Below are 12,466 nucleotides of genomic sequence, written 5' to 3'. Positions count from 1 at the left end.
GTCCCGTCCTTTCCTATTCGCCCCACTGCAGGCGTTCGGCGAGGAACGCCGGCAGGCCGGCTTCGCGAATGCGCCGCATGGCGCCCGCCACGTCGTACTCCAGCCGCACGTGCTCGAACGTGAAGTGCACGTCGTCGTACACGAGGTAGCCGGCCCGCGGATCGCCGTCGCGAGGCTGCCCGACGCTCGGCACGTTGACGAGGTAGCGCCGTCCGGCGGTTCCCGCGACGCGCGCGTCGCGCGTGTAGCTGACGCGCGGTCCCGCGAGCTCGAACGTGCCCGGGTAGTGCGAGTGGCCGATGAAGCACACCGACTCGGCGCACGACTCCATCTCGTACGCGGCGTCGCCCGGCGAGAACACGTAGTGCCACTCCTCCGGTTCGGACGGCGACGCGTGCACGAGGCGCGTTCCCCGCCACTGGACCGTGAACGGCAGGCCGCGCAGGTAGGTCATGTGCTCGGGCGTCAGCGTCTCGGTCGTCCACACGGCGGCCCGCGCGGCTTCCGGATTGAAGTATCCGAGCTTGATGCGCCCGCACGCGGCCAGGTCGTGGTTGCCGGCGACCGCCGCCTCGATGCGCGGCAGCAGCCGGTCAATGCAGTCGTTGGGCGCCGCGCCGTAGCCGACGAAGTCGCCCAGGCAGGCGATCGCGTCGGGCCGCCGCTCGTCGAGGTCGGCGAGCACGGCGTCGAGCGCCTCGAGGTTGCCGTGGACGTCGGAGACCAGCGCGAGGCGCATCAGAACTCCTCCGGCCGCAGCACGCGCGCGGCGCGGTCGAGCACGCCGTTCACGAACCCGCCCGATTCGGCGCCGCCGTAACGGCGCGCGATCTCGATCGCCTCGTCGAGCACGACGCGCACGGGCGAGCCCGGCCGCGCGAACAGCTCGGCGACGGCGATGCGCAGAACCGCACGGTCGGTGGCCGCGAGCCGGTGCAGCGGCCAGTGCTCGGCGGCCGCGCGGAGGACGTCGTCCACCTCGGGCCCGCGCGAGTCGAGCAGCTTGATCAGGTCCTCGATGAGCTCGAGCTGGTCGTCGGTGAGCTCCTCCTGATCCCGGCGCAGCGACCAGGCGAACGGGTACGAATCGCCGGCCACGTCGGCCTGGAACGCGACGCGGAACGCCACCTCGCGCGCGCGCCGCCGCAGGCCCAGCGCCGGGCCGCTCATCGCGCGTCCCCCGGGCGGCGCAGCGCCGCCATCTGCACCGCGGCCAGCGCCACCTCGGCGCCGGTGTTTCCGTGCTCGCCGCCGCTGCGCGCCATCGCCTGTTCCGCGTCGTGGGCCGCGAGCACGCCGTTCAGGACCGGCACGCCCGTGTCGAGCGCGACGCGCATCAGGCCGCTGGCCGAGTTGTCGGCGACGAGCCGGAAATGCTCCGTCTCGCCGCGGATCACGCAGCCGAACGCCAGAACCGCGTCGAACCGGCCGCTCTCGGCGGCCCAGCGGGCCGCCAGCGGAAGCTCGAAGCTGCCGGGCGCCCAGCGCACCTCGAGGTCGGACTCGGCCGCGCCGCGGCGCACGAGCACCTCGAGCGCCCCGTCCACGAGCCGCGAGACGAAGGCTTCGTTCCAGCGGGCCGCGACGATGCAGAAGCGGTAGCCCGCGGCATCCGTCCCGGGCCGGACGTGGCGCACGCTCACGTCTCCCCCAGTCTCAGGTCGAGCAGGTGCCCGAGCTTGTCGCGCTTGGTGGCCAGGTAGCGGCGGTTGTGGCGGTTCGGCTTCACCGCGACCGGCACGCGGCGGACGATCTGGAGCCCGTAGGCCTCGAGCCCGACGATCTTGCGCGGATTGTTCGTCAGCAGTTCGATGCGCCGCACGCCCAGATCCACCAGGATCTGCGCGCCGATGCCGTAATCGCGCAGGTCGGCGGGAAATCCCAGCTGCAGGTTCGCCTCGACGGTGTCGAGCCCGCGCTCCTGCAGCGCGTAGGCGCGCAGCTTGTTCGCCAGGCCGATGCCCCGCCCCTCCTGGCGCAGGTAGAGCAGGACGCCCGAGCCGTGCCGGGCGATGGCGCGCAGCGCCGCGCGCAACTGCTCGCCGCAGTCGCAGCGCTGCGAGCCGAACACGTCCCCCGTCAGGCACTGCGAATGGACGCGGACGAGCGTGGCGCGCCCCGGCGTCGGCCGGCCCTTGACGAGCGCGACGTGGTGGTCGCCCTCGAGCACGCTTTCGTACAGGTGCAGCTGGAACTCGCCCTCCGGCGTCGGCAGCGTCACGTTCACGAGCCGGCGCACCAGGCGTTCGCGCTGGCGGCGCCACTCGATGAGGTCGCGGATCGTGAGGATGCCGAGCCCGTGCGTCTTCGCGAATCGGCGCAGCTCCGGCATGCGCATCATGCGCCCGTCGTCGGCGAGGATCTCGCACAGCGCGCCCACCGGGCGCAGGCCCGCGAGCCGGCACAGGTCCGGGACCGCTTCGGAATGCCCGGCGCGGCGCAACACCCCTCCGGGCACGGCGCGCAGCGGAAAGATGTGGCCCGGGCGCGTGAAGTCCCCGGCCTTCGCGCCCGGCCGGGCGAGCGTGCGCAGCGTGCGCGTCCGGTCGAAGGCGGAGACACCCGTCGTGGTCCCGACGCGCGCGTCCACCGACTCGGTGAACGGCGTGCCGAAGCGCGAGGTGTTGCTCACGACCTGCAGCTTGAGCTCGAGCCGGTCGGCGATTTCGGGCAGCATCGGCGCGCACAGGATGCCGCGTGCGTGCCGCACCGCGAAGTTGACCAGGGCGGGGCTGGCCTTCTGGGCTGCGAACACGAAGTCGCCTTCGTTCTCGCGGTCCTCGTCGTCCACGACGACAAGCCCGCGGCCCGCCTTGATGCGCGCGAGAGCCTCCTCGACGGTCAGCATCACGCCCTCTCCGCGCGCCCGGCGGCGGGCGGAGGAGGAGGCGGTTGCGCGGCGGGGGCGAACGGCGTTCATGACTCCCTCCCCTGCGTGCCGGCTCCCTCCAGCAACCTCGCCAGGTAGCGCGACAGCAGGTCAACTTCGAGATTCACCCGATGCCCGGGCCGGTACGCACCGGCCGAGGTGAGGGCGAGCGTGTGGGGAATGTAGGCGATTTCGCAGCCCGTGTCCGTGAGCGCCGCGACCGTCAGGCTCACGCCGTCCACGGCGAGCGAGCCCTTGCGCGCGACGAAGCGACGCAGCGGTGCGGGCACCGACAGGGTCACCCGCCGGCCGTCGCCCTCGGGGCGCACCTCGAGCACCTCGCCGACGCCGTCCACGTGCCCCTGAACGAGGTGGCCGCCGAGTCGCTGATCGAGCCGCAGCGATCGCTCGAGGTTGACCGCGTCGCCTTCGCTCCACCCGCCGAGGGTCGTGAGCCGCAGCGTCTCGGGCACCGCCTCGACCGCGTAGCGGCCCTCCGCCAGCTCGACCACCGTCAGGCAGCAGCCGGCGTGCGCGATGCTGTCGCCGACGGCGGCGTCCTCGCGCACGGCCCGCGCCTCGATCCACAGGCGCCGGGCTCCGGTGCGCGGCTCGATCGCCGCGACGCGGCCCTGCTCCTCGACGATGCCGGTGAACATCTACGCCTTCCCCCATTCCACGATCAACAGCGCGCCGTCGCCGGCCCGCTCGAGACGGGCCAGCCGTCCGCGCGGCGCCTTCGCGAGCGCACGTCCGGGCCCACCCAGCCACGACAGCCCTTCGCCCAGCAGCAGCGGCGCCGCGAACAGCGCGACGCGGTCCACCAGCCCGGCGCGCAGCCACGCCCCGCCCAGCGTCGCGCCCCCTTCGAGCAGGACCTCGTGGCGGCCCGCCGCGACGAGGCGCTCGGCGAGCGCCCCCGGCGAGACGCCCCCGCGGAGCACCGGCAATCGCCAGACGGTGACGCCGCGCTCCTCGAGGGCGCGAACGCGCGCCGCGCTCGCGCGCGACGAACAGGCCACGACGGTGCCGCGGGCCAGCGGCGGCGAGAACAGCCGCAGACGCGTCGGGAGCGAGAGGCGCGTGTCGCAGACGACGCGCAGCGGCTGGGCCGCTCCGGCGCCGATCCTCGCCGTCAGGCGCGGGTCGTCGGCGCGCGCCGTGCCGGCGCCGACGACGATCGCATCCGCCGCGGCGCGCAGCGCGTGACCCCGGCGGCGGGCTTGCGCGTCGGTGATCCAGCGCGAGCGGCCGAGCCGGTCGGTGATGCGGCCGTCCAGCGAGGCGGCCACCTTCCAGGTGACGCGCGGGCGGCCTTCGCCGTGCGCCATCCGGTAGCCCGCGAGCTGCTCGCGCGCCTCGGCCGCGCACAGGCCGGTCTCGACCGCGATGCCGCCGGCGCGCAGGCGGCGCAGCCCGCGGCCGTTGACGATCGCGTGCGGATCGCGAACGGCGACGACGCAGCGCGCGATCCCCGCCGACAGGATGGCCTCGGTGCACGGCGGGGTGCGCCCGTGATGCGCGCACGGCTCGAGCGTCACGTAAAGGGTCGCGCCCTGCGCGCGGCGCCCGGCCCGCGACAGCGCCTCGACCTCCGCGTGCGGCCCGCCGAGCGTGCCGTGCCAGCCCTGGCCCACGACCCGGCCGCGGCGCACCACGAGCGCGCCGACCACCGGGTTCGGGGCGGTGCGCCCGCGCCCGCGCTCCGCCAGCCGCAACGCGCGAAGCATGTACTGCCGGTCTTGTGGGCTGAACGACATCGAACTCCCGGACTGGACGAAAAAAAAACCCGCGGCGGGCGGCTGCGGGGTGACGGATTCCGAGGGCAACGCGGCATCGCGGCCGCCCGCGCGCGCGGGCGGTCCGGGAACGGACGCGATTCCCTCCTTCTTCCATCCCGACTCTGACGGTCGGCCCCGGAATCTCGCCGGGTCTGCGGGCGACAGGCGACGTCGTCCGCTCGCGGGCTCTACCGCCGGTGGGGACTTCCGCCCCGCCCCGAAGGAGAAAAGCGGCAGGGAGCATAGCGGGGTGCCGCCGACGGGGTCAAAGCCTCCGGCGCGCGCTTCTAGAAGTGCACGGTGAGCCGCGCGGTGAGCAGGGTCCACGTGCACTGCTCGACCGGAATGACGCGCAGGCCCAGCTCGGCTCCAACCGCGACGATCGTCTGCCGGCGCGGCAGGAAGGCCGCCTCGAGGGCGAACTCCGGCTTCACCTCGCCGACCGGCAGGTCGCGAAACAGCGCTCCGCCTCCCGCCACGGACAGTTCGGCCCGCGCGCTCGCCAGGCCGGGGCCGATCGATACGCGCGTGACCGGTCCGCGGGGCGGCAGGTAGGTCGCCAGCAGAGCGACGTCGAACAGGCTGTAATCCAGCGCGGCGGTCACGCTGCCGCGGGTCACGGTGCTCGAGCCCAGAAGGTTGAAGGCCGCGGTCGCGCCGACCCGCCAGCGCGGCGCGACCGGGTATTCGAGTCCGCCGGCCGCCGAGATCGAACCGGCGGGCGCGAGCGAATCGGACCAGACCCGGCCGTAGCCGACCGACAGGTGTCCCTTCCACGCGTCGAGGCGCATGCCCGCGGCCGCCGGCTCAGCCGCGCACGCGGCCGCCAGCGTCAGGGCCAGCAAGCCGGCCGCGCGCACGATCCATCGGTTCATGCCCCGGACCCTCCTTCGCTGCGAGTTCTACCCCACGGCCTCAGGCGTTGTGCCGGATTTCGAGGCAGTCGCCGTCCTGCACCCCGTAGTCACGACCCTCCAGGCGCAGCACCCCCTTCTCGCGCGCCTTCGCGTACCCGCCGAGCTCGACGAGCCGGTCGTAGGCGACGACCTCGGCGCGGATGAAACCGCGGGCGAGGTCGGAGTGGATCTCGCCCGCGGCGTCCACCGCGGTGTCGCCGCGCCGGATCTCCCAGGCGCGCACCTCGTCGGGCCCGACGGTGAAGAACGAGATCAGGCCGAGCAGTTCGTGGCAGGCGCGGATGACGAGCGAAAGCCCGTCCTCGCGCACGCCGAGCTCCTCGCGGAAGGCGGCCCGCTCCTCGGCGGGCAGCGCGACGATCTCGCGCTCGGTGTGCGCGCGCAGCGCGACACCGATCGCCCCGCGGCCGAGGGCCGGCGGCGTGCGCGTCGAGTCGTCGTCCTGGTTGAGCACCACGACCAGCGGCTTGAGCGTCAGGAATTGGAAGCCGCGCAGCAGGCGGAACTCCTCGGGGGTGAAATCCACCTCGCGCAGCGGCGTCTCGGCCTCGAGCGCCTGCCGGCAGCGGCGCAGCGCCTCGCCCTCGGCGGCTGCCTCCTTCCGGCCGATCCTCATTTCCTTCTCGATGCGGTCCAGCCGCGTCTCGACGATCGCGAGGTCGTTCAGGACGAGTTCCGCCTCGAGCTCGCGAAGGTCGCGTGCCGCGTCCACGCCGCCCGCCGCCGGCACGGCCGCGTTCTCGAAGTCGCGCACGACCGCGACCAGCGCGTCGCACTGACGCACGCCGGCGAACAGGTCGGCGCCCTTGCCCGGCTTTCCCTTGCCCGCGGAGGCGCTGTCCACGAACTGGATCTGCGCGTACGTCGTCTTCTTCGGCTGGAACATCCCGCTCAGGCGGTCCACGCGCGCGTCGGGCACCTTGAGCACCCCGACGCGGTCCTTCGCCGAGACGCCCGGAGCCGGCGCGGCCCCGGCGCCCTGCATGAGGATCTCGAACAGGGTCGTCTTGCCCGACTGAGGCAGCCCGAGGATGCCGACTCGCTTCATGGTCTCGATCGCGGAAGGAAGGTGGAGTGACGCCATCAGCGAAACGCCCGCGGAGTCACTCCGCGGGCGGGACGGAAATCGGGCGCAACCCTACGGGCGCCCCGGAACGGCGTCAATCCGACGTGAGGCGGTCACGCTCGCGGTAGGCGCTCGCGAGCGCCGCTCGAATCCGGTCGCTCAGGTGAATCGGAACCCCCACGGGGTCGTCCACGCGGTAGAGCTGGATGGTGGTGCGGATGGTGTCCACCTCGAGATGGCAGTGGCGGCAACCGTTCAGGTGAGTCTCGATCTCCGCCCGCAACTCGGCGGCGAGTTCCTCTTCGAGAAATACGGACAGCTGGTCCAGCACTTCCTGGCAGTTCAGCTTCCTCACGACGCCGCACCCCGGGCCGGCACCGTTTCCGTCCGTCTCATGTCGCTCCTCCGCGCCCGCCCCGTGCACGTCGCGACGCTCGCCCGACCTGTCACGGAACGCACACTTCGATGCGGGGGACGTGTGGCGGTTTTCGTGAAGTTCTGCGTGGCCGCATCCGGCGCGACGACGCCCGGCCCCGCGGTGCGCGGCTTCCAGCGGATGCGGCCGAGCCTTGCCGCCCGCCTTTCCCGGTCCGGCGCCCACCGACGAAACCCAATACCGCCCATCACGTTGTCCGGATAACTGAAGGTGCTTTCGAGATGGTGACCCGTGCTGGGATCGAACCAGCGACACCCTGATTAAAAGTCAGGTGCTCTACCGACTGAGCTAACGGGTCAATTGATTTCGGCGCGGGCCGCGAGCCGCGAGTGAACGCCGTGATCACGTGGCGAATCACCAGCGTGGGGCTCGGGGGGCTTTGGGGCTTCATCGCCTTCGGGAAGCGACCGGGGTCCGGGCGGGCCCCGGCGCTTCGTTCGACCGGCGGCTACTTGCCGTCCTTGTCGCGCTTCTTCAGATACTCGACCACCTGCTTCGCTTCCGACTCCGTCAGGCCCTGATTGGTCATCTGCAGCTTGTAGACCTTGAAGAGCGAGTCCGCGATCGGGTCGGTCTTGACCATCACGTCCGGGTGCAGAATCTGGTGCTCCATCCAGACCGCGGTGCGCTGCCGGGTCACGTCCTTCAGGTCCGGCCCGGTGAGCTTCTTCCCCCAACCGTGGCAGGCGGTGCAACCCTTCTTCGTGAAGAGCTTCTCCCCCGCCGCGGCCGCCGCGGCGTCCACCGGGGAGTCGGCCGCCCGCGGGCCATCGTCATACAGCGACTTCGCAAGCACCTTGCTCGCGGCGGGAGCGGGCGCCGCGGGCGCCGGGCTGGCCGAAGTGGAGGCTCCCTGGTCCTCGGCCTTGCCACCGCAGCCGGCGAGCACAACGAGGGCGGACGCCAGAAGCACGACAACTCGTCGGTTCATGGATTGGATCCTTTCAGTGCCCTTGAGGGGCGGGTGGTTCTGGAGACGCACGCATGAGCGTGTCGAGGCCGGCCGTCAACGCCGCGGTCTCCGCGCGCGAGAGCGCGCGGGCGGCCACGTCGATGACGACGGACTCCTCGCGCGAGTCGTTATATCGGCTCGTCCCGGGGGAAGCAAACCCGCCCTGTGCGCCCCTGTCCGGCGGCACGGGCCACCGGCCCGGGCGGGCGCCGGCTACCAGTCGCGGCGGCGGAAGACGCGCTGCGCCAACGCGAGCGGCACGGCCACCTGCACGAGCATCGCGAGCAGCACGGCGATGATGCCCGGCACGGTGCCCAGCGTCCGCACGAGCGTGGCCGCGGTCGGACCAAAGAGCGCGCCCCGGCCCACGGCCATCGTCACGAGCACGCGCGCCAGATCCACCGGGTTGAGCAGCAGCGCGGGCAGCAGGATCGCCTGCAGACCGACGCCGCGAAAGGTCGTCGTCGCGCCCAGCACCGCGAGGTCGTAGGCCACGACCATCAGCAACCAGAGCGCGAGCGCCGCGCCGGTCGCCCGCAGGCGATCGGGCCAGAGCGAAGCGATCGCGAGCGCGGACGCCACGCTCAGCACGGCGAGTCCCAGCGAGACCCCGCACAGGACCGCGAAGCCGCCGAGCTGGTCGGGTCCGGCGTTGAGAGCCACGACCAGGCCTCCTCCCCCGAGCCCCAGCAGCTGGGCGACCGAAACGGCGGCGGAGACGCCGACGAACTTGCCGGCCAGCACTTCGGTGCGCGACACCGGCTGAGCCAGGAGCAGCGAGAGGGATTCGGCGCCACCGGTCACGCTCGTCACGCCGAGCATCAGGCCGACCAGCGGCACGACGAAGAGCACGAGGTTGAGCAGGGACAGGGTCACCCGCGCGAAGCCCGTGAAACCCACTTCGCCACTCTGCGCGAGGCCGAAGAACGACAGTCCGAGCACGAGCAGCGCGAACAGCGCGGCGAAGCCGAACAGCCACTTGCTCTCGAGAGCGCGCCGGTATTCCTCCCGCGCGACGACGAACGCGCGGAGGGCTCGAAACCGGGCGGGTGCGGGCATCAGCGGTGTCCCTCGGCGAGGTGGGAGCCGGCGACGTGCAGCTGCGCCGCCGGACGACCGTCGAGCATCCACGCGAAGTCCTCGCCGGGCAGGTCGAGCAGCAGCGTGTCGGTCCGCGCCTCCCCGGGCGCCAGCGACCGTGGGGCGAACGCGTGCTCGTAGCCCGAGAGCGCGAGATGCGCGGCGGCGACACCCCGGTTGATGACGGTGATCGCGAGCCGGTGCCCCAGCACGGCGCTGATGCGCGGCGGGTGTGCCTCGTCGCCGGCCACGACCAGCGTGTCGGCCTCGACGGGCGGCGGCGGCGGTGGCGATTCCGGCGCTGCGGCACGACGCGGCAGGCGGCCGGCGATCGTGAATGCGGCCGCCCCGGCGAACACGAGCAGCACCAGCGCGAGCCAGCGGCGCGTCACGCCCGGACCCCGTCGCGCTCGCGCACCGCGGCCAGAAAGACCTCTTCCAGCGTAGGGCGCTGCGTTTCGACCGAGTTCATCCCCACGCCCGCGGCACGCAGAGCCTCGAGCGCCTCGAGGAACCGGCCTTCACGCGCCTCGACCGCGATGGAGGCGCCGACGACGACGACCCGGTCGAGCCCGCGCGACTCGAGCACCGCGAGCGCTCGCGCGGGGGGGTCGTCGAGCCCGATCACCAGCCGCGTCGCTCCGACCTGCCGGGCGCGCAGGTCCGACATGCTTTCCAACGCGGCGGCGCGTCCTCCGACCAGGATGAGCACGCGGTCGGAGACCCTTTCGACCTCGTCGAGCAGGTGCGAGCACAGCAGAATCGTCCTGCCCTGCGCCTTCAGTTCGAGGACGAGCGAGCGGAACTCCCACGTCGCCTGAGGATCGAGGCTTGCGGTCGGCTCATCGAGCACGAGCAGCGACGGGTCGCCGAGCAGCGCCTGCGCGAGCGAAAGCCGCTGCGCGTAGCCACCCGAAAGCTCGGTCGCCCGGCGCCCGGCGTGCGAGCCGAGCCCCACGCGCTCGATCGCCGCCCCCACCGCATCCGCACCCAGTCCGCGCAGTTCGGCGAAGAAGGTCAGCACCTCGGACGCCGTCCGGCCGGGGGCGAACTCGACGCGCTGCGGCACCCAGCCGATCGACGCGCGCGCGCGCGGATCGTGGGGCGGGAGCCGGTCCGGTCCGATCTCGATGCTGCCCGAGTCCGGGCGCACGAGTCCGAGCAGGCACTTGAGCGTCGTCGTCTTGCCCGCACCGTTCGGTCCGATGAGCGCGAAGGTCTCGCCCTCCCGGATCTCGAACGACAGGCCGTCCACCGCCCGCACGGCGCCCCAGCGCTTGTGGAGTCCCTCGACCCGGATCATGCGCGCCACGCCCCGCTCGAAGCGAGTGCCGCCGCTCCAATGGCGGCAAGGGTCCCGAAGGCGATCATCCCGGCCCAGTTCCTATTTCCGCGTCGCGGCGCATCCTCGCCACCGGGCAGCGCCGGGGTCGAGTCGGGAGCCAGAGGCACGGGCCGCACTCGCGGGAATCGATCCACGGCCTCGCTCGGCCGCAGCGCCGGGAACACCTGCTCCGCGACGCCCAGCGCCGCGACCGCGGGGCTGTGCGCGAGCAGCGTGAGATCGGGCGACCGCTTCGACAGGAACGCGAACGCCCCGACCGGCGCGTACTCGGTGTCGCCCGCGCCGTCGTCGTCGAGGTCGTAGGCCGCGTGGGCACTCCACCAGTTGCCCATGCGGCCGTCGTCGAAGCGGTTGTCGGTGCGGCGCATGTCGAGCGCGACCGGGTAGTCGTTCTGCACGAAGTCGTTCGCGGTGAAGACGTTCTTCGCGCACGAGGCGAACATCAACACGCCCCAGCCGTTGTCCTGGACGAGGTTCCCGCGGAACTGGTTGCGGTTCGAGCCGTCGAGGAACACGCCGACGGTGTTCTCCGCGATCCGGTTCTCTTCGAAGCGGCCGTCGGAGCAGTCGCGAAGCAGGAGCCCGTACGTGCGGGGACCCTGATTGCGGACGAACGCGTTGCGCTCGATCACCAGGTGGTTCGAGAACATGAGCGCGCAGCCCGCGATGTTTCGAGTGAACCGGTTGCGCGCCAATCGGCCATTCTGACAGTACATCGAGTGAAAACCGTAGCGCCCGCTGTCGTAGAGCAGGTTGTCCTCGATCGTCGCGCCGTGCGCGAACGACAGGTAGAGGGCGTCCATGAAGCGGTCGACGCGACACTCGCGCACGACGGCCCGAGCGCAGTACCACAGATGCACACCGTTGCCTTCGCCGCGCCCGGCGCGCGGCCGGCAACGACCCGTGAGGTCCACCTGCTCGATCCGCAGGTCGTCGGCCCGTTCGCCGTAGACGCCGTAGAGCACGTCGGTGAGCACGAGTCGCGAGAGGCGGACGTGCGCGCCGAGCAGGACCCGCACGCCGGCGTCGACGTCCATGACCGAGCGCCCGCTGCCCCGGAGGACGAGATCCTCCACGACGGCGCCCGAGACGCCGACGGTGAGCACCGACCCCCTTCCTCCGCCGTCCACCACCGCGCCCGCCTCCCCCCGCAGCACGATCGCCTTCGCGACGACGAGCGGGCCCGAGTGCACGCCGCGCGCGAGCACGATGGTGTCGCCGGGCGCGGCGGCCGCGAGGGCGTCCGCGGCCCGGCCGGGCGGCACGAGGGTCTCGCGCGCTCCGGCCGCGGATGCCGCCGCGAGCAGGAGAAGCGCCGCCAGCCCTCCGGCGCGCAGGGTCATTGCCGCCTGCTGGAACGCCCCGCCGAGCGCGCGGCCCGGCGTTCGAACCAGACGGTCAGCGGCCCGAGCAGCCAGGCGATCCCGAGCAGCACGGTGCCGGGTCCGGGCATGCTGAGGACCTTGAAGTTCGCCATCCGGTTGTAGCCGATGAACGGCGGCGTGAACGCTTCGAGCTTGATCGCGGCACGCGGGTCGAGCTCGTGGCCGTACTTGTACAGCCAGGTGGCGTAGTCCTTGAACATCACGACCGCGAAGGCGGTGAACGCGAGCCAGCCGAGCACCGCGAGCCAGCGGCGGTTGAAGAGTCCGGCCAGCAGCGCCAGCACGCCGAAGCCCGTCAGTGCCTGCGGCAGGAAGCGGAACTCCCGGAAGTCCTCGTTGCGGAGCGCCTTCATGCCCACGTAGTGGTTCAGCGTGTTGATCTTGTCGACGTCACCGCGAATCTCGTTGGTGTAGATCCGCAGGGTCAGCCCTTCGCGGTACTGCGGAGCCCACATCCGCATCTCCCAGATATGCAGCACCGGAAAGAAGAAGACCGGCAGGAGCACGAGCGCCGCGAGGAAGATGTAGCGGCGCTCCGTGGGCCGGAACTTGCCGGTCAGGTACTCGTTCACGATTCGACTCCCAAGCATTCCCACGGCGGCCGGGGGACGGTCCCCCGGCCGCGCGCGGGTTTC

15 protein-coding genes, 1 tRNA gene and 1 riboswitch are annotated in these 12,466 nt (G+C 72.3%); all 16 genes read right to left on the bottom strand.

All coding sequences use genetic code 11. The features are described 5' to 3' along the window. Window positions 1-13: 13 nt before the first annotated feature. The 16 genes from IT347_13485 to IT347_13410 all read right to left on the bottom strand — a co-directional run bounded on the left by IT347_13485 (window position 14) and on the right by IT347_13410 (window position 12,403). Entirely contained in the window at window positions 14-739 is a 726-nt protein-coding gene (locus IT347_13485) for a metallophosphoesterase family protein (protein MCC6350592.1), read from the bottom strand. Continuing rightward, window positions 739-1,170: a transcription antitermination factor NusB gene (gene nusB, locus IT347_13480; GenBank protein ID MCC6350591.1), complete on the bottom strand. Its 432-nt coding sequence runs from the start codon at window positions 1,168-1,170 to the stop codon at window positions 739-741. The genes IT347_13485 and nusB overlap by 1 nt, the downstream gene beginning before the upstream one ends. Continuing rightward, window positions 1,167-1,637: a 6,7-dimethyl-8-ribityllumazine synthase gene (locus tag IT347_13475; protein ID MCC6350590.1), complete on the bottom strand. Its 471-nt coding sequence runs from the start codon at window positions 1,635-1,637 to the stop codon at window positions 1,167-1,169. The genes nusB and IT347_13475 overlap by 4 nt, the downstream gene beginning before the upstream one ends. 2 nt (window positions 1,638-1,639) lie before the next feature. Next, window positions 1,640-2,851, bottom strand: coding sequence for a bifunctional 3,4-dihydroxy-2-butanone-4-phosphate synthase/GTP cyclohydrolase II (locus IT347_13470; GenBank protein MCC6350589.1), 1,212 nt, complete (start codon window positions 2,849-2,851; stop codon window positions 1,640-1,642). 65 nt (window positions 2,852-2,916) lie between these two features. Further along, the gene (locus IT347_13465) at window positions 2,917-3,528 is read right to left on the bottom strand and encodes a riboflavin synthase (protein ID MCC6350588.1); all 612 of its coding nucleotides are present in this window, start codon (window positions 3,526-3,528) and stop codon (window positions 2,917-2,919) included. Next, window positions 3,529-4,629, bottom strand: coding sequence for a bifunctional diaminohydroxyphosphoribosylaminopyrimidine deaminase/5-amino-6-(5-phosphoribosylamino)uracil reductase RibD (gene ribD / locus IT347_13460; protein ID MCC6350587.1), 1,101 nt, complete (start codon window positions 4,627-4,629; stop codon window positions 3,529-3,531). Window positions 4,630-4,749: 120 nt separating this feature from the next. Then, window positions 4,750-4,879: riboswitch (FMN riboswitch) on the bottom strand. Between the two features lie 58 nt (window positions 4,880-4,937). Then, a complete protein-coding gene (locus IT347_13455) occupies window positions 4,938-5,525 on the bottom strand; it encodes a hypothetical protein (protein ID MCC6350586.1) in 588 nt (195 codons plus the stop codon). 40 nt (window positions 5,526-5,565) lie between these two features. Further along, window positions 5,566-6,615 (bottom strand): redox-regulated ATPase YchF, encoded by a 1,050-nt coding sequence (ychF, locus tag IT347_13450; GenBank protein MCC6350585.1) that lies wholly within the window; start codon window positions 6,613-6,615, stop codon window positions 5,566-5,568. A 112-nt stretch (window positions 6,616-6,727) separates the two neighbouring features. Continuing rightward, window positions 6,728-6,988: a zf-HC2 domain-containing protein gene (locus IT347_13445; protein ID MCC6350584.1), complete on the bottom strand. Its 261-nt coding sequence runs from the start codon at window positions 6,986-6,988 to the stop codon at window positions 6,728-6,730. A 303-nt stretch (window positions 6,989-7,291) separates the two neighbouring features. Beyond that, window positions 7,292-7,367 (bottom strand) — tRNA-Lys (locus tag IT347_13440). A 150-nt stretch (window positions 7,368-7,517) separates the two neighbouring features. Further along, entirely contained in the window at window positions 7,518-8,000 is a 483-nt protein-coding gene (locus IT347_13435; GenBank protein MCC6350583.1) for a cytochrome c, read from the bottom strand. 234 nt (window positions 8,001-8,234) lie between these two features. Further along, window positions 8,235-9,080 (bottom strand): ABC transporter permease subunit, encoded by an 846-nt coding sequence (locus tag IT347_13430; GenBank protein MCC6350582.1) that lies wholly within the window; start codon window positions 9,078-9,080, stop codon window positions 8,235-8,237. After that, window positions 9,080-9,493, bottom strand: a complete 414-nt coding sequence (locus IT347_13425) for a hypothetical protein (GenBank protein MCC6350581.1) — start codon at window positions 9,491-9,493, stop codon at window positions 9,080-9,082. The genes IT347_13430 and IT347_13425 overlap by 1 nt, the downstream gene beginning before the upstream one ends. Next, window positions 9,490-10,413 carry an ABC transporter ATP-binding protein gene (locus IT347_13420; GenBank protein ID MCC6350580.1) on the bottom strand — a complete coding sequence of 308 codons (924 nt, stop codon included), beginning with the start codon at window positions 10,411-10,413 and terminating at the stop codon, window positions 9,490-9,492. Before IT347_13420 ends, IT347_13425 begins: the two co-directional genes overlap by 4 nt. Then, window positions 10,401-11,789: a nitrous oxide reductase family maturation protein NosD gene (gene nosD / locus IT347_13415; protein ID MCC6350579.1), complete on the bottom strand. Its 1,389-nt coding sequence runs from the start codon at window positions 11,787-11,789 to the stop codon at window positions 10,401-10,403. Before nosD ends, IT347_13420 begins: the two co-directional genes overlap by 13 nt. Beyond that, window positions 11,786-12,403 carry a hypothetical protein gene (locus IT347_13410; protein MCC6350578.1) on the bottom strand — a complete coding sequence of 206 codons (618 nt, stop codon included), beginning with the start codon at window positions 12,401-12,403 and terminating at the stop codon, window positions 11,786-11,788. The genes nosD and IT347_13410 overlap by 4 nt, the downstream gene beginning before the upstream one ends. Between the last annotated feature and the right edge of the window lie 63 nt (window positions 12,404-12,466).

This window comes from Candidatus Eisenbacteria bacterium, from assembly GCA_020847735.1.
In the GTDB taxonomy this organism is placed as follows: Bacteria; Eisenbacteria; RBG-16-71-46; order RBG-16-71-46; family RBG-16-71-46; genus CAIXRL01.
This window is presented reverse-complemented; position numbering and strand designations above follow the sequence as displayed.